The 23405-nt window shown below is 43.6% G+C and carries 18 protein-coding genes; 12 read left to right on the top strand and 6 right to left on the bottom strand.

Going from position 1 to position 23405, the window contains the following annotated elements:
- Positions 1–23: 23 nt before the first annotated feature.
- The 11 genes from AC3E9V_RS16830 (at position 24) to galE (ending at position 15468) form a co-directional block, all read left to right on the top strand.
- Positions 24–887: an inositol oxygenase family protein gene (locus AC3E9V_RS16830; protein WP_488749306.1), complete on the top strand. Its 864-nt coding sequence runs from the start codon at positions 24–26 to the stop codon at positions 885–887.
- Positions 888–1019: 132 nt separating this feature from the next.
- A complete protein-coding gene (locus AC3E9V_RS16825) occupies positions 1020–3404 on the top strand; it encodes an alpha-N-acetylglucosaminidase (RefSeq protein WP_488749305.1) in 2385 nt (794 codons plus the stop codon).
- The gene (locus AC3E9V_RS16820) at positions 3404–4543 is read left to right on the top strand and encodes an acyltransferase family protein (protein ID WP_488749304.1); all 1140 of its coding nucleotides are present in this window, start codon (positions 3404–3406) and stop codon (positions 4541–4543) included. Before AC3E9V_RS16825 ends, AC3E9V_RS16820 begins: the two co-directional genes overlap by 1 nt.
- Positions 4544–4547: 4 nt before the next feature.
- Entirely contained in the window at positions 4548–5669 is a 1122-nt protein-coding gene (locus AC3E9V_RS16815) for an alkaline phosphatase (protein WP_488749303.1), read from the top strand.
- A 125-nt stretch (positions 5670–5794) separates the two neighbouring features.
- Positions 5795–8071: a GH92 family glycosyl hydrolase gene (locus AC3E9V_RS16810; protein WP_488749302.1), complete on the top strand. Its 2277-nt coding sequence runs from the start codon at positions 5795–5797 to the stop codon at positions 8069–8071.
- Between the two features lie 112 nt (positions 8072–8183).
- On the top strand, positions 8184–11282 hold the full coding sequence (gene lacZ, locus AC3E9V_RS16805) for a beta-galactosidase, LacZ type (RefSeq protein ID WP_488749301.1): 3099 nt from the start codon (positions 8184–8186) through the stop codon (positions 11280–11282).
- The gene (locus AC3E9V_RS16800; RefSeq protein ID WP_488749300.1) at positions 11279–11440 is read left to right on the top strand and encodes a hypothetical protein; all 162 of its coding nucleotides are present in this window, start codon (positions 11279–11281) and stop codon (positions 11438–11440) included. The genes lacZ and AC3E9V_RS16800 overlap by 4 nt, the downstream gene beginning before the upstream one ends.
- Before the next feature lie 25 nt (positions 11441–11465).
- Positions 11466–12080: a family 43 glycosylhydrolase gene (locus tag AC3E9V_RS16795; RefSeq protein ID WP_488749299.1), complete on the top strand. Its 615-nt coding sequence runs from the start codon at positions 11466–11468 to the stop codon at positions 12078–12080.
- A gap of 157 nt (positions 12081–12237) precedes the next feature.
- Complete coding sequence (gene galK, locus AC3E9V_RS16790; protein WP_488749298.1) at positions 12238–13422, top strand: galactokinase; 1185 nt, start codon at positions 12238–12240, stop codon at positions 13420–13422.
- Between the two features lie 10 nt (positions 13423–13432).
- On the top strand, positions 13433–14479 hold the full coding sequence (locus AC3E9V_RS16785) for a UDP-glucose--hexose-1-phosphate uridylyltransferase (RefSeq protein ID WP_488749297.1): 1047 nt from the start codon (positions 13433–13435) through the stop codon (positions 14477–14479).
- Positions 14476–15468, top strand: coding sequence for a UDP-glucose 4-epimerase GalE (gene galE / locus AC3E9V_RS16780; RefSeq protein WP_488749296.1), 993 nt, complete (start codon positions 14476–14478; stop codon positions 15466–15468). The genes AC3E9V_RS16785 and galE overlap by 4 nt, the downstream gene beginning before the upstream one ends.
- 26 nt (positions 15469–15494) lie before the next feature.
- Here the strand turns inward: galE and AC3E9V_RS16775 are convergent, their stop codons facing one another.
- The 6 genes from AC3E9V_RS16775 to AC3E9V_RS16750 all read right to left on the bottom strand — a co-directional run bounded on the left by AC3E9V_RS16775 (position 15495) and on the right by AC3E9V_RS16750 (position 20717).
- Positions 15495–15884, bottom strand: coding sequence for a VanZ family protein (locus AC3E9V_RS16775; protein ID WP_488749295.1), 390 nt, complete (start codon positions 15882–15884; stop codon positions 15495–15497).
- A gap of 64 nt (positions 15885–15948) precedes the next feature.
- Positions 15949–17283, bottom strand: a complete 1335-nt coding sequence (gene creD / locus AC3E9V_RS16770) for a cell envelope integrity protein CreD (RefSeq protein WP_488749294.1) — start codon at positions 17281–17283, stop codon at positions 15949–15951.
- 52 nt (positions 17284–17335) lie between these two features.
- Positions 17336–17626 carry a winged helix-turn-helix domain-containing protein gene (locus tag AC3E9V_RS16765; RefSeq protein WP_488749293.1) on the bottom strand — a complete coding sequence of 97 codons (291 nt, stop codon included), beginning with the start codon at positions 17624–17626 and terminating at the stop codon, positions 17336–17338.
- A complete protein-coding gene (locus tag AC3E9V_RS16760; protein ID WP_488749292.1) occupies positions 17623–18240 on the bottom strand; it encodes a hypothetical protein in 618 nt (205 codons plus the stop codon). The genes AC3E9V_RS16765 and AC3E9V_RS16760 overlap by 4 nt, the downstream gene beginning before the upstream one ends.
- A gap of 802 nt (positions 18241–19042) precedes the next feature.
- Entirely contained in the window at positions 19043–19765 is a 723-nt protein-coding gene (locus AC3E9V_RS16755; protein ID WP_488749291.1) for a hypothetical protein, read from the bottom strand.
- A gap of 370 nt (positions 19766–20135) precedes the next feature.
- Entirely contained in the window at positions 20136–20717 is a 582-nt protein-coding gene (locus AC3E9V_RS16750) for a hypothetical protein (protein ID WP_488749290.1), read from the bottom strand.
- A gap of 660 nt (positions 20718–21377) precedes the next feature.
- On the opposite strand from AC3E9V_RS16750, the gene AC3E9V_RS16745 reads away from it, so the two are divergent.
- Positions 21378–23123, top strand: a complete 1746-nt coding sequence (locus tag AC3E9V_RS16745; protein ID WP_488749289.1) for a methyl-accepting chemotaxis protein — start codon at positions 21378–21380, stop codon at positions 23121–23123.
- The last annotated feature ends 282 nt before the right edge of the window (positions 23124–23405 follow it).

The following is a 23405-nucleotide window of genomic DNA, read 5'->3' as shown; positions in this document are numbered from 1 at the left end:
TTGAAAAATATAAATTCATCATTATGGAAAATATAAATTCATCTGATGCCCCACTGAAAAATTTAGAGGAGTGGGAAGACGACGTGGTCAGGAGATATCCTGAAAAAGCACACAAGGCCAAAGAGGATTATCGTAATTACGATGAGCCTGGCAGAGATACTGTAAAGGAGTTTTACCGGCTCAATCATATCAACCAGACGTATGATTTTGTCCTGGAAAAGGAACGTGACTTTTTACAGTTTAATAGAAGGGAGATGTCCCTATGGGATGCTGTGGATTATTTAAATACACTCGTAGATGATTCAGATCCCGATATTGACCTGGATCAAACCCAGCATCTTTTACAGACTTCCGAAGCGATTCGCGCTGACGGACATCCTGACTGGTTCATCCTGACCGGATTCTTACATGACCTGGGTAAGGTATTGTGTCTCTTTGGTGAGCCTCAGTGGGCCGTAGTTGGAGATACGTTTCCGGTAGGGTGCAAGCATTCGGATAAGATCGTTTACCCGGAGTTTTTTGAGCAAAACCCTGACTCTAACGATGAAAAGTACAATACAAAGTATGGGGTTTATGAACCAAACTGTGGTCTGGATAATGTGCACATGTCATGGGGACATGATGAATACTTGTATCACATTATGAAGGACTATTTGCCTGAACCGGCATTGTATATGATCAGGTATCATTCATTTTATGCGCAGCATAGAGAAGGTGCATATGGTCATTTGTTGAGTAAACATGACAGGGAGATGTTTGAGTGGGTAAAGGCCTTTAACCCCTACGATCTGTATTCTAAAGCTCCGGTTCCTCCGAATGTGAAAGAGTTGAGACCCTATTATGAAGACCTGGCAGCTAAGTTCCTTCCTGACACGCTGAAATTTTAATCAAAGGGTGATCACAGGAAGAAGTATCCGGGCAGTCATACTACTCGGGATATCTTTTGTAACCTTCTTCTTGTTTAGAATTATTGTCATCCGACTAAATTTTAATACTCTAAAAAAGTACGTTTAAACGAAATGAGAAAAGATTTTTTAGATTTCCTAAAATTACCCCCGTCCCCTGAAGGGGTGATCAAAAAGTCCCCTTTAGGGGATTTAGAGGTGGATTTTGAAGAATTTCCTTCGAAAGCAAAATCTTTTCTCGGACTCCAGTATTTTTTAAAGCTCTTATTTTTGCAAAATAGCTATGTCATCTTTTTTTGGATCGCAACAGCAGTTTTAATAGCCAGTTGTGCTCAAAAAGAACCCATTCAGGAGGAAGATCCCATACTTACTTTGATCCGTAGGGTCGTCCCTGACCATGCAGAAGCATTTGTAGTGGAAAATCTTCCTGGAGGGAAAAAGGATGTATTCGAGGTAGCTTCTGAAAACGGTAAGATCATTCTTCGCGGTAACAATGGGGTAGCTGTAGCTTCAGCGTTGTATTATTACCTGCGCGAATATGCACACTGCCAAATCACCTGGAATGGTACAAACCTGGACTTACCTGAAAACCTACCTTTAGTTCCTGAACCGGTCAGGAAGGAAAGCCCCTACGAATACCGTTATTATTTAAACTACTGCACGTTTAACTACACGATGAGCTGGTGGGACTGGGAGCGGTGGGAGCAGGAGATCGACTGGATGGCATTGCATGGGATCAACATGCCCCTGGCCATCACAGGTCAGGAATATGTATGGGATGAGGTGTATAAAGACTATGGGTTTACAGACCAGGACTTAGAAGACTTCTTTAGCGGTCCGGCATATTTCTCCTGGTTTTGGATGGGCAACCTGGACGGCTGGGGCGGACCACTCCCCATGAGCTGGAAAGAGAGTCACCGGGATTTACAAAAGAAAATACTGCAACGTGAACGGGAGTTAGGAATGAAGCCGGTTTTGCCTGCATTTACCGGGCATGTTCCGGCTTCTTTTAAGATTTTTTTTCCGGAAGCCAACCTTAAGAAAACCAACTGGGGCAATGGTTTCGGGGATACGTACATCCTGGATGCCAATGATCCGTTATTTGCTGAGATCGGTAAGAAGTTTCTGGAAAAACAGGAAGAGATCTATGGTACGGATAACCTGTATACCGCTGATACCTTCAATGAAAATGAACCACCATCAGACGATCCCGAATACCTGGGGGATCTTAGTGCTAAGGTCTTTGAGGGTATGAAAGCCGCAGACCCGGATGCGATCTGGGTGATGCAGGGATGGCTTTTTTATAGCCACCGGGATTTCTGGAAAGCTCCGCAAATCCAGGGATTGCTAGGTGCCGTGCCTGATGACCGGATGATCATCCTGGATCTGGCAGCAGAAATCGAACCGGTCTGGAAGCGAACAGAGGCTTTTTACGGTAAGCAGTGGATATGGAACATGCTTCATAATTTTGGTGGGAATATCAGCATGTTTGGCCGAATAGAGACCGTGGCAGAACAACCGGCATTGGCCTTGAAAGACTCCACTTCCGGTAATCTGAAGGGCATTGGCCTGACCATGGAAGGGATCGAACAAAACCCGGTCCTCTACGAGCTGATGACGGACCATACGTGGAGAGACGAGCCGATTGATCTTCAATCATGGCTGAAAGAATATAACCGCAACAGATATGGTAAAGTCAATGAAGGCTTGCTCCAGGCCTGGGATATTTTGGTCAGGACCGTCTACAATGGTAAGTCGATCCGGGATGGGGCAGAAACGATCATTTCAGCACGGCCTACCTTTGAGGCATACCGACGGTGGGCGCGGACCAAGCTGAATTATGCTCCTGAAGATTTGCTTCCGGCGTGGGATCTTTTTGTTCAGGCAATTCCCGAATGTGGTTCTTACGAAGGGTGTCAGTATGACCTGGTGGACATAACCCGGCAGGTGCTGGCCAATTATGCCCTGCCGCTTCAGCAGCAAATAGCACTGGCTTATGAAGCCGGTGATCGGGCCGCTTTCGATCAATATAGCGCTGAATTCATTGAATTGATTGAGGATATGGATCGTCTTTTAGGCACTCAAAAAGACTTCTTATTGGGGCCATGGATAGCTGATGCGCGAAGCTGGGGAGGAAATGATGAAGAGAAAGCCCTCTATGAGCGAAATGCCAAAAACCTGATTACCCTCTGGGGTGGTCCTGATAACTTTCTTCATGAGTATGCCTGCAGGCAGTGGAGTGGTCTGTTTTCGGACTTTTATCAGCCAAGGTGGGAACGCTTCTTTGTCCAGGTTAAAGAAAACTGGGGCAATTTCGATCAACAGGCCTTTGATGCGGAAATACAACAGTGGGAGTGGCAATGGGTAAACTCAAGGAAGGATTATCCTTTGAAGCCCTCCGGAGATCCCTTGATCGTAGTAAAACAGCTACATGATAAGTATAGGAACCGTATAGCGCCGATCACTAATCAAATGCCACCAATTGAATACAACTATTGATGGAGGAAAGCCTGAGTCAAAAACCGGAACGTTTCCTTTCGCTAGACGTCTTTCGCGGACTGACTATTGCTTTGATGATCCTGGTAAACTCTCCCGGGACGGGGGCGGAGATGTATCCATACCTGGTTCATGCCGACTGGTTTGGATTTACCCTGGCCGACCTGGTATTTCCGTCATTTCTCTTTGCTGTAGGCAATGCCATGAGCTTTTCCATGAGGAAGTTTCAGGAATCCGCTTCAAGTGATTTTTGGGAGAAAGTATTCAAGCGTACCATCCTGATCTTTTTGCTGGGCTACCTGATGTACTGGTATCCTTTTTTCAGAATAACTGATGGCCAGTTTGAGTGGATACCTATTGGAGAAACCCGGATCATGGGAGTGCTTCAGCGCATTGCACTGTGCTATTTTTTTGCTGCCGTACTGGTCAGGCATTGCTCCATACGCACAATTTTGATCCTCTGTGGAGTGATTTTATTGGCTTATTGGGGCGTACTCTATGCCTTTGGTGATCCCGGAAAGGAACTGGAAATGGCCACCAATGCGGCCACTAAATTTGACCTTTCTGTGTTGGGGTTTGGGCACATTTATAAAAAAGATGCCATACCATTTGATCCTGAAGGACTACTGAGCACACTTCCATCCATTGTTAACGTATTGGCAGGTTATCTCGCAGGTGTATTTATCCAAAGAAAAGGAAAAACTTTCGAGGGCCTTAGCCTGCTGCTCATTTCGGGTTTTTTGATTATGATGCTTGCCCTGTGGTGGGATCTGGTTTTCCCGATATCCAAAAAACTATGGACCAGTTCGTTTACAATTTATACGATTGGTTTAGACCTGTCAATCCTGGCGGTTCTGATCTATGGAGTAGAGTTTCGAAACGTAAAAGCCGGTACCCGGTTCTTTGATGTTTTCGGTAAAAACCCGCTGGTGATCTATCTCTTCTCGGAGATTTTTTTCATCACCTTAAGATTAATTCCTGTTACGCTTGAGTTAGATGTCTTTGAGTGGGTAAGCGAAAAGATCTTTCAGGTAATATTTCCCGGGTCGTTTGGCGCATTCATGACAGCAGTAGTATTCATGTTGTTGTGCTGGGCTTTAGGTTGGTGGATGTATAAAAGAAGGATTTATGTTAAAATATAGAAATATGAAGATTGTTTTAAAGATATCACTGGTTGTGGTGATCTTAATGGTTATTAAAGGTTGCCAAACACCTGAGAAGAAGGATAAAAACACAGAACAGAAACCCCTGAATATTATTTTCATGATCGGGGACGGCATGGGGCTTACGCAGGTGTCCACCTCGTTTTATTTTAAGGGGTCACCCTCCAATTTTGAACGGTTCAGGAGCATAGGTATAATTAAAACATCCTCCACCAGCCATAAGGTGACTGATTCGGCTGCCGGTGCCACGGCATTCTCTACCGGAGAAAAAACGTACAAGCGGGCTATTGGTGTGTCCGGAGATACGGTAGCGCTCCCTACAATTGTAGAGCAACTGGAAGAGGAGGAGAGGTACAAAACCGGACTGATCAGCCTTACATCCATTACACATGCTACTCCTGCAAGCTTTTATGCGCATGTGAAAGATCGGGACATGCACGAGGACATTGCTGCTTACTTACCCAAATCCGGTGTGGATTTTTTCGCCGGAGGAGGATTGAAGTTTTTCAATAAAAGAAAAGACGGCAAGGACCTGTATAAAGAATTGGAACTGGCAGGTTATCAGATGGACTCTACGCAGCTTTTGACAGAAGTTAGCGCTGAAAATCAGTATGGCTTTCTGCTGGCCCAAAATAACCTTCCAAACAAGACAGAAGGGCGGGGGAGTTATCTCCAGGATGCTACCAGACTGGCTTTGGATTATTTCACGGCATCTGATGACCCTTTCTTTTTGATGGTGGAGGGTTCCTACATCGATTGGGGTGGACATGACGAAGATGCTGAAATGGTCGTTCAGGAAGTGCTGGATTTTGATGAGACCATCGGGGTAGTACTGGATTATATGGAGAGTCATGAAAATACGCTTTTGGTAGTGACGGCAGATCATGAAACCGGGGGTATAGGACTGGGGAAATATTATGAAGAAAATCCTGAAACTGGTGAGAAAACCGAAGTGCCGGATCGTGTAGCCGTGTATTTCAACACGGACCAGCATACCACCACAGCCGTTCCGGTTTTTGCCAAAGGAGCGGGGGAAGAGCTATTCCAGGGCGTTTACGAAAACAACGAGATCTATCACAAATTCAGAGAATTATTAGGTAATTGATCATAAGAAAATCGTACGCTTTGCTTCAGGTTGGTGTTGTCACCAACCGGCAAATCGTACTGAATAATAAATAATAAATAATAATATGTCGGTGACAACACCGACATAAAGCAAAACCGTACATCATGTCTCCCAAACTCTTGACTTTTCTTTGTAGCATTTTACTTCAAAGTAGCGCTCTTTTTGCACAAACACCCCTTCATTCCTACATCGACCCGTTCATTGGCTCGGAAGGAGACGGCAATGTCTTTGTCGGGCCAAGCTGTCCTTTTGGGATGGTCAAGCCCGGGCCGGATTATAGTCAGGGTGCCAATAGCGGGTATGTCCCGGATACGGAAGTGCCTCTGATGGGCTTTAGCCAGGTGCATGTAAGCGGTACCGGTGGTGGACCTAAGTACGGCAACATCCTCGTTATGCCCTTTTCCGGTGATTTTGAATCCATAGAACAAAGATCTTTACGGGAAAATGAGGTAGCCAGAGCCGGCTATTATGCCGTGGATCTCAAAAAGTGGGGGATTAAAGCTGAGCTGACTACTTCAGACAGGGTAGCTTTTCATCAATACACTTTTAAGGATACTAAAAAGAATGCGATCAAAATAGACGGCGGCTTCTTTTTAGGGGAGAATCCTGTCCCTGATGCCCGTGAAGCCCAGCAGTTTGTAGGCTCCGAGGTGGAAGTGGTATCTGATACGGAGGTGCAGGGCTATTCGCGCATTCGTGGCGGATGGAATAACGGCACTGCCTATACGGTCTACTATTATGCCCGGTTTGATCAGCCGTTCGGGAATTTTTCTACCTGGAAAGGAGACGAGCTGACCAGGGGAGAAGTCAGCCAGTTTGACTCAGGGGAAAAGACTGGCGTGATCTGCTACTTTGAAGATCACGAAAGACAGATGGTCCAGGTGAAAATAGGTATCTCCTTTATCAGTACGGCAAAGGCAAAAGAGAATCTGAACACGGGAATTCCCGGATGGGATTTCGAAAATGTTGTAAAGGAAACGCAAGACAAATGGGAATCGCTAATTAGTAAAATAGAGCTTGGGAGCTCGGCTACAGAAGAGCAGAAAACCATGTTTTATACGGCTCTTTACCACACCATGCTGATGCCGGTAGACCGCTCAAATGAAAACCCACTCTGGACAGCCACTCCATACTACGATGACTTCTATGCGATCTGGGATACCTTTCGGTCTTCATCTCCATTGATAACCCTGATCGATCCGAAACGTCAGGCAGAGATCATCAATGCGATGCTCAATATCTATAAGTACGACGGATATTTGCCGGATGCACGTAGCGGCAACTGTAACGGGCGAACCCAGGGAGGCTCCAATGCGGAAGTGGTGATAGCAGATGCTTACGCTAAAAACCTTAAAGGCGTCAATTATCACCAGGCCCTTAAAGCGATGGTCAAAGATGCTACCATTCCTCCCGGAGGCAATGAAGAAAAAGAAGGGCGGGGCGGACTCACGGATTACAATAGCCTGGGTTATGTCTCCAATCGTTTTGTAAGAGCCGGCAATCGGACGTTGGAGTATGCTTATAACGACTACTGCCTGGCAGCTGTAGCCAAAGGCCTGGGGCGCATGGGTGAATATTATCGATTCTATGACCAGTCGGACAACTGGCAAAACCTCTGGCGTGAAATTGAAGACCATGGAGCCAGGGGTTTTATCATGCCAAAAGATCCGTCGGGTAGATGGATCGACAGCATTCAGTGTGATGGTAAAGAAGGCAGGGTTAGTTACATTCCTTATACGCCGCTGGCGCAAGACTGGCCCAATTGTGTTTGTTGGTGGTGTGGCTTTTTCTATGAAGCGAGCTCCTGGGAATACTCCTTTTATGTTCCCCATGATGTGGCCTCCATTATTCGGAAGTCGGGAGGTGAAGAAGCTTTTCGTAAGCGATTGGATATCCTTTTCGAAAACGGATATTACAACGTAGGCAATGAGCCTTCATTTCTTACTCCCACGCTTTATCACTGGATCGGAAGGCCTGACCTGAGCTCAAGTCGTATCTACCAGATCATCGACAAAAATTACAATGCTTCCAGATCCGGGATCCCTGGAAATGATGACTCAGGAGCCATGTCCTCCTGGCTGGCTTTTCACATGATGGGCTTATTTCCTAATGCCGGTCAGTCTTATTACCTGATCAATACCCCTTATATAGATGAGGTGACCATTCACCAGGGTGCCGGGGACTTTAAGATCATAGCTAAAAATCTTTCTGAAAAAAATCAATATATTCAGGCTGCAAAACTGAACGGTGTACCTTATGACAAAGCATGGATTGATCACAAGGATATTGTAAATGGAGGAGTATTGGAGCTTACGATGGGCGCCAGCCCCACCGACTGGGGAAGAAAGACTCCGCCACCATCTAAATCTGATGAATATTAACCCAACGGAGGTTAAACGTTTGTCATCATGTGGTAACTGGTTGATTTTCAGTTGATAATAAATTCTATAAATAAATTCAACTCTAGTTGATAACAGACAAAAAAGAAGATAAATGAAGTTTTTTTTGGCCTTTACAATGGCACTGATTGCTGGCTTCAGTGCGTATACTCAATCTCAAAATGAATGGGAAAATCCACAGGTCTATGAGCGAAATAAGCTGCAGGGACACGTGGATTTTATAGCTTATGACAATGTTGCTGATGCCAGAAAGGATGACTTTCGTAAATCAGCCTATTTTCAGTCGCTTAACGGTACCTGGAAATTTGACTTTGTGAAAAAACCGGCTGATCGTCCATTAGACTTTTACCAGGTGGACTTTGATGATTCGAGTTGGGATGATATTACGGTGCCATCAAATTGGGAAATTGAGGGTTTCGGCCTACCCATCTATGTCAACAGTGGTTACTGCTTTCCGGCTAATCCTCCGTATGTAGACAATGAGTACAACCCGGTAGGAACTTACCGTCGTACTTTTGACCTGCCTGCCAACTGGGATGACAGGGAAGTGATCCTCAATTTATCATCAGCTTCAGGGTACACCCGTGTTTTCATCAATGGCAAAGAAGTGGGCATGTCCAAAGTTTCAAAGTCACCTACCGAATTTGATGTGACCGAATTTGTAAAAGCAGGTCCGAATGTGATCGCCATTCAAATGTTTAGATGGCATGATGGACGCTATCTGGAAGATCAGGATTTTTGGCGACTCAGTGGACTGGAGCAGGATGTTTTCTTGTATGCTTTGCCAAAAGTGACTATTTGGGATTTTTTCTTAAAAGCCGGACTGGATGAAATGTATCAAAATGGCATGTTCGATGCTACTATTGATATTAAAGACTTTGCCGGATCGGCAGAGGCATCTGGCGCTGTGAAAATTGAACTGTATCCGGCAGGAGAAGAGAAGGCCGTTTATTCCATGGAAAAGGCCTTTACCAATGTGTCTGCTCCGCTTACCTTTCAGACAACGCTCAAAAATGTAGCAAAGTGGAGTGCGGAGACACCTAACCTGTATGACTGTGTGATCACGCTAAAGGATGCCAGCGGAAAGGTGTCCATGGTGACCAGTGAACAGGTGGGTTTCCGAACGGTGGAAATCAAAAATGCGCAACTATTGGTCAATGGAGTGGATGTACTTGTAAAAGGGGTGAACCTGCACATTCATGACGATGAGCTGGGACACGTACCCACGCTGGAAACCATGATGAAAGACATCACTTTGATGAAGCAAAACAACATCAATGCAGTGCGTACCAGCCACTATCCGCAAAGTCCACTTTGGTATAAACTCTGCGATAAGTACGGGCTCTATCTGGTGGATGAAGCGAATATTGAAACACATGGTATGGGGTCAAACTACTGGGCCGAGCGCAACAAAGATGTACATCCGGCATGGCAGCCCGAATGGTTTCCAGCCCATCTGGATAGAATGCGCAGGCTGGTAGAGCGTGACAAAAATCACCCTTCAGTGATCATCTGGTCGCTGGGTAATGAATGTGGAAATGGTCCGGTTTTCTTTGAGGGGTATGATTGGATCAAACAAAGAGATGACACAAGGTTGGTACAATTTGAGCAAGCTAACGAAAAAGCTAATACGGACATTGTGGCGCCTATGTATCCTTCTATAAATTATATGAAAAAGTATGCTGCGGACACTACTCAGAAGCGTCCGTATATTATGTGTGAATACTCCCATGCTATGGGAAATAGCAATGGGAATTTTCAGGAGTATTGGGATATCATCATGGGTAGCCCGCGCATGCAGGGTGGTTTCATTTGGGACTGGGTAGACCAGGGTCTGAAGACAGAAGATGAGAATGGGGTTTACTGGGCATATGGAGGAGATCTCGGAGGACTCAATTTTAAAAACGATGACAATTTCTGCGCAAATGGACTTGTAGCTGCTGATAGAACTACCCACCCCGCTCTGGTGGAAGTGAAAAAAGTTTACCAAAATATCCTTTTTGCATTAAAAAATAAGTCAGGAGTTCTCACCGTAAAGAATATTTTTGACTTCACTAATCTGAGTGATTTCACTTTTAAATACGAGCTGATCAGGAATGGTAAAGTGGATAATACCGGCGCCTTTTTGGTAAAAGCCCAGCCCCATACGTCAGTTGATCAAAAGATCAAATTGCCAAAATTGGATGCAGGAGCGGAGTACTTTTTAAATGTATTTGCCTATACCAAATCAGCTTCAGATCTGGTGCCGGCAGGTCACGAGGTAGCTCGTGGTCAGTTTCAGCTTACCGAAACGGATTTTGTTGCTGGCAAAACTGAAGGTGTGTTGGAAGTAGTAGACGGTGAAGATCAGCTGACGTTTACTTCAGGCAAGGTGAAAGGAACATTCGACAAAAAACGAGGCGAATTTACCCACTACTCTGCTGGCGAGGTAGCACTTCGCAGACCCCCGGAGCCTTACTTCTGGAGAGCGCCGACAGACAATGATTTTGGAAATGGAATGCCCACCAAGTTAGGTCTGTGGAGATCAGTTCATGCAAACAGGAAAGTAAAATCTGTGGAAGTGGGAGAGCAGACCGACAAAGGACTTCCTATTACGGTGACTTATGAGCTGAGCGACATTCAGGCTCCGTATACCATTTCTTACCTGATTATGAATGATGGTGCTATGCAGGTCACTTCCTCCATTGACCTGTCAGGGAAAGAGTTGCCTGAGCTACCAAGATTTGGTATGCGAATGGAGATCCCCGGTCATTACAATAATCTGCAATACTACGGTCGGGGACCTGTGGAAAATTACAGCGATCGGAATACTGCAACTTTTCTTAGGGTCTGGGAAGATAATGTGAATGAGATACGAATGCCTTACATACGTCCCCAGGAATATGGATACCATACCGATACACGATGGGTAAAACTTCAGGATGAGGAAGGGAACGGACTTTTGATTACCGGGCTTCAGCCTTTAAGCTTTAGCGCCCTGAACATTAAAACTGAAGCGATGGATCCGGGGCTGACCAAAAAACAGCAGCACCCCACAGACCTGGCTTATAGTGATCACATAACACTACATGTCGATCTGACTCAACGTGGGCTGGGCGGGGACAACAGCTGGGGAGCCTATCCTCATGCACCATATCTCCTGAAAGAGGATGCATATAGTTACAGTTACATGATCCAGTTGATCAAAAAATGAAAAGGGTGAGCACAGCTTATACGATAGGAGTGTTTGTTGGTATATCCATGCTGTTTGGATGTGCCAGCCCTCAAAAAAAGGCCAAACCCGAAGAGTTAGCTTATTCTGAAAAGCCAGTTGTGAATATTTCAGAAGTAGCAAACCCGTTACTATGCTGATCCGTCAATTTTAGTAAATGAAGGAGTGTTTTACATCTATGCGACTATTGATCCATGGGGAGGGGATAGTTTGGCGTTGTTTCGTTCCGAAGATTTTAAGAGCTGGGAGCGCGTCGCTCTGAATTGGCCAACAAAGGCACAATGTAAGAGCCCGACATCCAATGATAGCAGGGTATGGGCGCCTTCTGTAGTGAAAGGTCGGGATGGCAAATTCCACATGTTCGTATCGGTAGGGAGTGAGGTATACGCGGGAATAAGCGATTCACCGGAAGGCCCCTGGCGCAATGTAAAAGATGATGGAAGCCCACTCATTGCCACACAAAAAGCTGATGATATCCATACGATAGATGCTGAAGCTTTTATTGATACGGACGGGCAGGCGTACCTTTACTGGGGATCTGGTTGGGACTGGGAAGATGGTCACTGCCTGGTTGCTAAAATGAACGAATCAATGACTGAGCTTACAAGTGAGCCAATGGATATTACACCACCAAGTTATTTCGAAGCGCCTTTTATGGTCAAATTGAATAAAATCCGTCTGCCTTTTTCGGAGATTTTTGTATCGATACAAAAATCTCATTTTCAAATACAAGGAGGGGTAAATCAAGGCTATCTTCTTGAGAGACAGGCTTTTTGCTAAGTGGTTAGTTGCTAAATTTACCCAGATCCAAACTGATCAAGCATCCCCGGAAAAGACCAAAAAATTGACTAAACTCGTTTATAATTTTGTAAGATTAGGAAATAAAGAACAATAAACGTTATATTTACGTTTATTATTAGAAGTAATACTGCAAAAGATGAATGATGCAATATACAAGTCGGTTAAAGCAAGCTTTGAGAATAACTTTGGTCGGCCTGAAGTGAGTGTGAGGGCTCCTGGCAGGATCAATCTGATCGGTGAGCACACAGATTACAATGAGGGGTTTGTATTGCCCGCTTCAGTCAGTCATGCTATTTACTTTGCTGTAGGTCAGTCCGATAGCAAAGACGACTGTAGCATTATCTCCCTGGACTTCAATGAACGCTATGATTTTAAGCTATCTGAACTGAAGCCTCTTCCGACTGATTCATGGCAAAATTATCTCCTTGGAGTTATAGCTGAGATTCTAAAATCGGGTAGAAAAGTATCAGGGTTTAATTTGGTTTTTAGTGGAGATGTACCTCGCGGTTCAGGTATGTCCTCTTCTGCTGCATTGGAATGTGGTACCTGTTTTGCCCTTAATGAGCTCTTTGGGCTGGAGATATCCAGGCTGGATATGGTTAAAATGTCTCAAAAAGCTGAGCATAATTATGCCGGAGTGATGTGTGGGATCATGGATCAGTTTGCCAGTGTGATGGGGAAAAAAGATCAGGCTTTACTGCTGGACTGTAGAAGTCTTGAGTATGATTACTTTCCTATCGAATTAAATGACCATGTCCTTTTACTATGCAACTCCAATGTGAGTCATAGCCTTGCCAGTTCAGAATACAATGTCCGCAGGCAGCAATGTGAAGAAGGGGTTGCTACACTAAAAAAGTCTTTTCCTGAAATCAACTCCTTGCGTGATGCTACATTGGAGCAGCTGGAAAAAGTAAAAGGTGAGCTTGATGAAAAGGTTTACCTGCGCTGTAAATATGTTATCGAGGAGAATTTACGTGTTTCTGCATTCACTGCTGCTCTGAAAGCCGATGACCTGACTACAGCCGGATCTATTCTTAAGATCGCTCAACATGCTATGGCCAATGAGTATGAGATCAGCTGCCCTGAGATCGACTTTATGGCTGATTTTGCAAACCGACGTTCTGATGTACTGGGAGCGAGGATGATGGGGGGTGGATTTGGAGGCTGTACACTCAACCTGATAGAGAAGGGTTCCGAAGACCAGTTCGTGAAAGAACTGAATACTGCTTATAAGAAGAAGTTTGATAAAGAAATCACACCAATAGAAGTACACATTGATGAGGGTGTTCATCTTATAAAAGAGAAGGTGTTCACCTCCTAAATGAATAAAAATGCCATTCAACACTTTTGAAAAACCTCACAAGAGGTACAATCCGCTGACAGAGGAGTGGGTTTTGGTTTCACCTCACCGCACTAAGCGCCCCTGGCAGGGAAAAACAGAAGATGCGGAGGAGACCGCCAGGCCTAATTATGATCCGGAATGTTACTTATGCCCCGGAAACGAACGAGCAGGCGGACATCAAAACCCCGATTACGAGCAGACTTTTGTTTTTCAGAATGATTTTGCGGCATTGCTGGAAGATCAGGGAACGGAAGTTGAGGAGGAAGGCATGTTAAAACTGCAGCAGGAAAAAGGGCTTTGTAAAGTTATCTGCTTTTCTCCGGATCACTCACTGACGATGCCTGAGATGGAGATCAATGAGCTGGTAAATGTGGTTAAAGTTTGGAAGAGAGAATTTACTGAACTTGAAAAGCTTCCATATATCAGCAATATTCAGATCTTTGAAAATAAGGGGCCTATCATGGGATGCAGCAATCCTCATCCACATGGCCAGGTATGGGCGCAAAGTTCAGTGCCTAACGAAATCGCTGTTCGAACAAAGAGCCAGGAAAAGTATTTTGCGGAGAAAGGAACCAGCCTATTAGGAGACTATCTGAAGCAAGAGCTGGAGACCGAAAGCAGGGTCGTTTGCCAGAATAAACATTTTGTTTGCCTGGTACCATTTTGGGCGGTATGGCCTTATGAAACGATGATCATTCCCAAAAGGCATTTTCAGGCTATAACGGACATGACCGGGGAGGAAGAAGTAGCTTTTGCGGATATCCTTTCCCGGATCACGATTCGTTACGATAATCTGTTTAATTGTTCGTTTCCTTACTCGGCAGGTATGCAGCAGCGTCCGACTGACGGGAAACCTCATAAAGGCTGGCACTTTCATTATTCATTTTATCCACCACTCCTGCGATCTGCCACCGTAAAAAAATTTATGGTGGGATATGAAATGTTTGCCAATCCACAGCGGGATATTACTGCAGAGCAGGCAGCTGATACATTGAAGAAACTTTCAGAAGTTCACTATAAAAAAATAAAAGGATGAGCACCGTTTTAGTAACAGGGGGCGCCGGATACATTGGGTCGCATACCGTCCGGCTCATGGCTGATCAGGGATATAAAATTGTTGTACTTGATAATCTGGTTTATGGCCATCAGGAAGCAATAATTAATGACAAAGTAGAATTAATAAAAGGCGATATTGGTGACGAAACGTTGCTTAAAGAGCTTTTTCAAAAACACCAATTTGAAGCCGTACTCCATTTTGCAGCCTATGCTTATGTGGGGGAGTCGGTTACGCACCCGCATAAGTATTATGTGAATAATGTTGCTAAGCCTTTGACGTTGCTGAAGACGATGGTAGATCATGACTGCAAGAAGTTTATTTTTTCGTCTACCTGTGCAACTTATGGTAACCCCGAGTACATGCCTTTGGATGAAAAGCATCCTCAAAACCCGGTCAGCCCTTACGGTAAAAGCAAGTTTTTGCTGGAGCAGATCATTAAGGATTATGAGGTTGCGTACGGTCTGAAGTATGTATTCCTTCGCTACTTCAATGCCAGCGGAGCTGCGGAAGATGGCTTGATCGGGGAGGATCATGATCCTGAAACCCACCTGATCCCGCTCATTCTGGATGCTGTGACCGGCGATCGGCCACCGATCAAGGTTTTTGGAACAGACTACCCAACAGAGGATGGTACATGCATCCGGGATTACATCCACGTAAATGACCTGGGAGACGCTCATGTGAAAGCGTTCGAATATCTGAAGAAAGGAGAACCTTCCATTGCCTGCAACCTGGGGACAGGTTTTGGGTATTCTGTATTGGAAGTGATCAAAGCCACAGAAGAAGTCACCGGCAAAAAAGTGCCTTACGAAATCGCTGACCGCCGACCCGGAGATGCTACCAAGCTCATAGCCGATGCAAAGCTGGCACTGGAAAAACTGGGGTGGGACCCAAAGTACAAAGATGTAAGAGAGATCATCCGTACGGCCTGGCAATGGAAAACCGGGGAGCGAATGGGAAGGTTTTAATCACCTTTTCTTACATCGGGTTCAGTTCACTTAGTAGCTATCGACTGTTTTATCCTGTTAAATACAAGTGAAATCAGGTAAATACCCAGAAAGTCAAACGCCATGTCTGCAAAGTCAAAGGTTCGGCTGGGGAAAGCGAGCTGGGTGAATTCTTCCAGGATGGCAAAAGAAAGAACCAGGAATGATCCGAGAAAAACACGCTTTCTCAAAAAGTTGATTTTTCTGAAATGCAGGGCCTGATTAAGCAGCAAGGCGAGGATACCATAAAGTAAGAAATGTCCTAATTTATCACCCATAGGTACCTTGTGAGCCCATTGGATCAGTAATGGATCTTGATCCTGATCTGCCTGAAAAATTATCCAGCAGATGAAACCGAAGAAGGCCAGAAAGGGGAGTAGGGTGAGTAGTTTTTTCATATATGCATGATTTTGTGTATTGATTGATATTGAGCCTGGCGACATTTCACCAGGCTCAGGTTGTTTACGTTGTAGGTTTTAGCTGGTACCAGTTTACATTTCGTGTGAAGTACATCGTGGCTCCCAGAATGAGCGTGAGTCCGACACTGCCCAGCAGTAACGCATAATCAGCCATCTGTAGTGTGACAAACAGGAACCCATAAATTCCAATAAGTACTACAGCCAGTAGCCCGGTAATCTTTCTGGCTTTGAATACACTGAGTGAATACAGCGTGATCATTGTGATGATGCTCACTGATGATATGATGTAAGCCGTGTTGAAATTGGAGTGTTCGGAGATGGAGATCAGGAGCACGTAAAACAAGCACAATGAGAGACCTACCAAAGTGTATTGGAATGCATGGATCTTTCGGTTATTGAGGATCTCTACCAGGAAGAAGATCAGGAATGTCAATGCGATGGTCATCACAGCATACTTGGCAGACCGGATGGATTTCTGATAATCGTCCAGAGGTAGTAACAGATCCATCCCGAAGGATGATTCAGTCAGAGAGCCCGAATAACGGCTTCCGGTCCAGCTTTGTGGAAAGTTCCGATTGAGTTCAAGCACCTTCCAACTGGCATTAAATCCCTGATCGTTCACTTCCCGGTTTTTTGGTAAAAAGTTGCCGTTGAAGCTTGGAGAGGACCAGGCGGACTGTACATTCACAGTGGTGGCGCTTCCAAGTGGTACAAAGGACAGGTTTTCGCTTCCCTGTAAGTTTAATGTGAAACCAAATGTTGCCTTGCCGGTTTCCTCTGAGAGATCGGGGAGGTTGATGGTTACACCGGAAGGAATGATGTCCATGATCCTGGATCCAGGCTCAGCTTTGAGCTTCTTGCCATCCCAATTGACAATGATGTTTTCTTTGATACCTCTCAGGTCGGAAATCCCAATGGTCAGAAAGGCCTCTTTCCAGACGATTTCCTTCAGGTTGGTCTGGTCAATTTTTGGCGTCATGGTAAAATCCCCATTGATCTTCAGATCTGATTTATATACCACCACTTCATAGATCCCTCTTTTGAGTTTTTGCGGATCGATGGACCCGCTAATATCCAGGTCATTTGGCAGCAAGTGCACATACCGGGTTAGTTCCGTTACTTCATCTTTCTTCTCTATCTGGTAGATCAGCGGAATACTTAGCACAGGCCCATTGATCAGCTGGCGGTTGGCCCATTTGGAGCTGACCTCACCGATGGCCTCCTGACTCAGCGCTTCCCGTTCGTGAATGATGGAGGTGACCATCGAAGAGGGGATAAGTAACAACAGGACCAGTATGGTAATACTGATCAGTTTCAATGTAACCGAATGCTTCATCCAGTTATTGATTCGTTCTGCGATTGATGTTTCTGTTTCCATAATATATAGGCTTAAAAGTACTTTGTATTTCAAAGCAAAAGATTAAAATTTTTTATTTTAAAAGTTGTTCTATGGCCTTAATGTGTTTGACAAATGCTTCTTTTCCTACTTTGGTGGCTTTGTATTTGGTATTGGGTTTGCGTTCAATGAATTCTTTGGATACGGAAATGTATTTATTCTTTTCGAGTGCCTTCAGGTGGGAGGCCAGGTTGCCATCGGTCACATCCAGCAGGTTTTTCAGTCCGTTGAAGTCCAGGTAGTCGTTAACGACCAGGGCGGACATAATGCCCAAACGGACCTTGTTTTCAAAAGCCTTATTTAAGTCTTTGAGTATATTCTTCACGACTCGTATTTAAAGTACATCGCTACCCCGTATACAATGTGGAGTATTCCAAACCCGGCAGCCCAAAGCAGCAATCCATATCCTACAAAATAGCACCCTGAGAGACCAAGCAGGACCTCTATTAATCCCAGGCTTCTGATTTCGGAAAGTGTGTATTTGCTGGCATTGATCAGGCCCAGACCATAAAAGACAAGTGTTAGCGGAGCTACAAGGCCTATGAACCCTTTTGAAAGTAGGATCAGACAAAGAATACCACCGGTAACTAAAGGGATCATCAGATTGATAAGCAATCTGCGTGCCTGACTGTCCCATAGCTTTTGTTTGTGTTTAATGGCCTTGCGTCGGGTAAAGAAGACCCCGCCTAAAAAGGAGAGGATTAATACTCCAAGTGCTATTCCAAGAAGTGTCAGGATGGTTTCCTGATTCATAGTTGCCTGACGATAGCTTAGATAATTCTGACCATAATAAACCGTTTGGTATGCCAGCCATGCGCCACCGAGTGCCAGTATCCCGGCTATTACTCCCGAAAGGCCACTTAGAGAAATGAAACGCGAGGACCGGTCCATAATGGATTTGATGTCCTTCAGGTCTTCGAGGTATTTTTCCTTAGTCATTTAAAAACACGATTAGAGCGATTAAATCTGAGCTTTGTTGGTATCAAACTATCCTTTTATATAGACTTTTGAGTTATCAAAACATCTAAATAAAAAGTACTTTGACATGCAAAGTAAATATACGAACGGATAAATGAAAAGTTTCTTGTAGAAAATTCAATTCAACAATTTTCTGATCAGCAATATTTTCCAGGAAGGAAAAATTAAAATCCGGCGTTTTCTTGTTACTCCCTTCATCTTTGAAGGAATCGATGGAACATCACAACTCTCTGTGATTTTATATAAGTTGATTAGGAGGTTCGAGGTTAGGAAGGTTACAAAGAAAAGCTATCTTTGCTTGAGTAAATAGAAAAGGTCTGATACTCAAAGCAAATTGCAAAATCCACTTCTGGCAGTTTGCTTGACCATTTTCAACTTCAAAAGAGAATCGTTTATCGAAAGGGACGCTCGTTCTTTATACTAATTGTTTAACATACATATAACAAAAAAATCCCGCTGCAATCCATAGATATAGTGAGCCATGAAAAATAAGAAAGAATCGATCCAGCCAAAAAAAATTATTCAGTTGACGAAAATTGAGGTTTTTTATTCAATTTCAGAAAAATATGGAGCACAAAGCCCTATAGTAGAAGTCTGCGCTGATGGTATACAAAAAACCGAAGCTGATTTTCAACTTGATAGGTTGTTCTCCATATTTCACTGTAACTGATATCCGGCTTTTTCTCAAAAGCGGGTTGGTCAAATAGTCAAATGATGCCCTGACAGCTTTGTGCCTGAGCAAAACTTGAATATGCAATTGGTTTTAACCTTTTGACCAATTAGTAGCCATATTATACATCTGGTCAAAAAGCTCCTTAATGATCACTTTCATTTCATTTTTGAGGTCATCAGGAAGTTCTGTTATAAGCTTGGCAATATCATCGTGACCGGTACCAGCAGTGTGGTTTTCTTCCATTTCATGATGTTTTTTGCCGAAAAAATCCAATTGCTCATACAAGTCAGCCTCTTTAAGAACAGGGTGAATTGCCAATTTGAACTTATCAAAAGTAATTTCCAGTACTTCGATTATCAGCATTCTGGCCACAGGATTAGTGTAGCTTTGAATATATCTGCTAAACAGGTAAACCGTTTGCCTTACTTCATAAGTGCTATCATCCCATATTTCGTTAATTAGTTCTTCAGAATTTGCATTTTTAAATTCAGCGCTGATAAAAGCAAGGTCATGCAGGTACCATTCCCAATGACCGGAATCTTCATCACTGTGGATGTTTACTCCTTCCTCTATTTTATTTTTGGGGTTTTCATACCTCACAGCCGCCATAAGATCCTTAAACCCTAAGATGAAGTAGAGCATTTTGGGAACAAACTTTAGTTTGTTTTGGATTTTGTCCTTGCTTTTGAGTTTCTGGTGTAATGGATTGTTGGCAAACTTCATTGCACCTAACAGGAATTCTTCCTGGAGTTGAGCATCAATGTCATTTCCAAGAGTTGTTTTTGATTGTTTTTGCTGGGTTCTTAATTCCATAGTGTAAAATTTAAATTGGTTTGATTAATGTAAAAAAGATACTGTATAATGGTTAAAAATGTCAATTTATGACTTAAAATTATACTAATACTCTCGTCCTGGAAATACCCAAAAGTGGGTATTTTTCATACTGGAATAAGTGTCCCGGATTATACATCAAAAACTCATCATAATATATATACATCTGATATTCAGTTCCTTAACTAACAGTTTCATCGTTTATCTAATGAAACTGGTGAATTTTTAGTTTGGTGGCTATTATCACAAGTCTGCTGTGTAACCCGGGAATAAATAATAACGCGCCGCGCGATATATGATTATATGCCAGAAGCAGAATCAAAAAAAATGGCGCAAAAAATTTATTTTAAGATCACCAGGTGATCCGAAAAGTACAGGAGCTTCCGCCTTTTCTGCGTGTTTCTTTGGTTTCATCTAAAACAACCCGTGTCTTGATTGATCCTTCAGGTTTAAATCTTCTAACAACCTGCAGGATCAACCCCTCTTCAAATTTGCTGGGGTAGGGAGTCCGGCAGATCATAGCCGCTTCCTTTTTATCCGGATCAAATTCTGCTAAAGAGTAGCTGCCAATCCCGTCAAGTTTCTTTCCGGTTCCCGGGTCGAACATTACCTGGCCGTCTTTTCGGTGGTTCATGTGGTACGCCACATCAATAGACTTTAGCGCACTTTCCAGCCCGTCCATTGGTGGGAATTCCGCGTTGTCCATTATTGCCTTGCCTACGAGAAACAAGTTCATTTCACCGATGGTTTCCCCTAGGTCTTTGAAAGCTTTTACTATACTTTCCAGGGGATACCAATCATCTTGTTTGAGTTCATCAATTCCATTTTTTTTAAGAATTGATTTTCGCTGCTCTGTTCCTATAGCATCAGATATAAGAAAGGCCATAGCTGATTGTCCTTTTGTTTCGATGTTGTCAAAATTAAATTCCGCCATTTGTTAACTTTAAAATTTATTTGTTCTGTTATTAATTAAATATTGATTAAATTTTTGGAAAATAGGCAAAATTGCAATTAATTCAAATATAGATGTGTGATTTTTTAATTTTATAATGAAGAATAACATCTTGATATTTTATTTCAAGTATGTTATACAAGCAAGGCTCAATTGGAACTTACCGTACTTTGGTAGTGAGAAGATTACGTTTCACGACAAAATATAATTAATTTTTGAAAATTTTAAATGCAATGTTGATAAATAACTAATTTGTCACATACTTTTATGTGAGATCTATTGATCTAAGCAAGAAGAATCAGCTTTGAGGTGGCTTTCAAATGGCTATCTCTGTATAATACTATTATGAATAGATACTTAATCTATGCAAAGTTATTCTACGAACTACGACGTAGTTATTTTTTGTAGAGCAGGTCTAGTTGGCCTTATACTGGCAAAACAATTACGTATGCAGCTCCAAGGTCAAACTATCCTGATGCCTGACCGGCTAAAAAGACACCTGGCTAAAGTTGCTCACAAGATAAGAGAATCTACTCTGCATCCCAGGGGTACATCCCTGTTGCAAGTCCTAGGTCTGAAAGATTATCTGAACATGTACAAAAACTAAACAGCGGTTAAATAAAGAAATAAAATTACCAGTCAATGAAAATAGGAAAACAGTTAGTAACTAACATCTCATTTTTTAAAACACGGACAAAGTTCATCGTGGTTTTTTTGGCATTGGCCTTTTTAATACTCATCCAGTCACTTGCCGTTTTTTACATTCGGGAATTTGGATCAGGAGTCGGGTTTGTTATTTTATTGTTAATCACCTTGGCAGGGCTGTTTGGCCTTTTCTTTTACGTGGATAGAAACTTGATCCACCCAATTGGCAGGATTTCATCAGTGGTTGGTGATCTTTCCAGCGGTAAACTTGGTAATCAACCAGGTAAAGTAAAAAATAATGAGATAGGTGAGATATTGCAGAATCTCCATAAGCTGGACCAACGCCTTTTACGGCTCACAAGTTTTTTGCAAATGGTTGGGGATGGAGACTTCAGAAGTGATTTTACAGTTGAAGGTGACGATGATGTCATGGGGCAGTCGTTGATAAAAATGCGCCGTAACCTCGCCAATACGATAGCAGAAGTCAGCATCATACTGGAAGAGGCAAGTGAACACGGTGACTTTGAGCGGCGTGTGGGGATCCAGGGTAAGACCGGGGAATGGCTTATTCTGGCTGAGTCGATAAATGATCTGCTCAATGCGATGACCACTCCTATTAGTTCGATCACACGTATTGTAAATGCCATGGCTGCTGGTGACCTCACATTGAGGTACACAGATGAGGCCGCCGGGGATATCAGAGTCCTGGCAGAGGATCTAAATGTTTCTCTGGATAGCCTGACCTCTTTGGTGGGAAAGATAAGTTCAGGAGCAAATGCCATAGAGGACCACGTGAAAGATATGGTGGTTACGGGAGAAGAAATGTCTTCAAGTACCAATGAGATTGCCAGCTCTATTGCTCAAATGAGTCACGGAGCGCAAACACAGGTGCAGAAGGTAGATGAGTCTTCCAGCCTGGTGGAGCACATCTTAAGGAGCTCTAAAGAAATGGGAGAAAAGTCGGAAACGATTCATCTGGCGGCGCAGAAAAGTGTTGAGAACTGCGAAAAAGGTAATGGCATAGTCAATAATGTGGTCAATAAGATCAACGAGATCTATGACCTTTCTCATCAGACCACTGATTCCATGAAGGTGCTCACTCAAAGGTCTGCTGAAATTTCCAGGGTTTTGAACATGATCACTGAGATCTCTTCTCAGACAAACCTACTTGCTTTGAATGCTGCGATAGAGGCGGCACATGCCGGAGAGTATGGCCGAGGGTTTGCAGTAGTGGCCGAGGAAATCCGGAAGCTTGCAGAGGACTCTAACAACTCAGCGAAGGAGATTCAAAAATTGGTGGATAGTGTACAGAAGGATACGCGTATGGCTGTAGAAATTACTGAACGAATGAATGAAAACGTGACCTACAGTGTGGATGCGTCCAAAGAAGCCTCCCAGGTTTTTGAGGAAATGGCCACATCCTCCAGACAGACCCTGGAATACTCTAAAGATATTCTGGGTGCCACGCAAGGCCAGACCCAAAGCATTACCAACATGGTGTCCATTACAGAGTCTGTGGTAGTGGTGGCTGAGCAGACAGCTGCCGGAACGGAGGAGATTGCAAGCTCTGCCTCAGAGCTGTCAACAGGGATGCAAAGCTATATGCAGCGATCACAAAGCCTGCGTGAGATTGCCGAGGAACTCAAAGGCGGAGTGAGGGAGTTTAAGTTGGCTTCCATAGAGATGGAATCAGCTGAGGTGGAATCAGTAGAGATGGAATCAGCCGGGAATATTTCTAACTAGCAGCTTTGTCAAGTTAAGATTAAGTAGTAAGAGAGTATGGGTTTGATAAATTTTCCTATAACCCCCATCAGCCCCCTGAAAGGATGTATCAAACCCATACTCCACTAAGATCATTCGCGCCCAATTTCGTGTCCCCATGAAATTCTATGTTGATAAAACAGACCGTGAAGACACGGTCTTGGGGCGATGGTTTTGAATATGACGAAGTAATATTCCCAACTAACCAGAATTTGAGATAAGAGCCAACAAAAAAACTTATTGAGATAAGATTTTCATTCATTT

Source organism: Marinoscillum sp. HNIBRBA16962 (genome assembly GCF_057801515.1).
The sequence above is the reverse complement of the archived record's forward strand: the minus strand, read 5'-3'. Positions and strand labels throughout refer to the sequence as shown.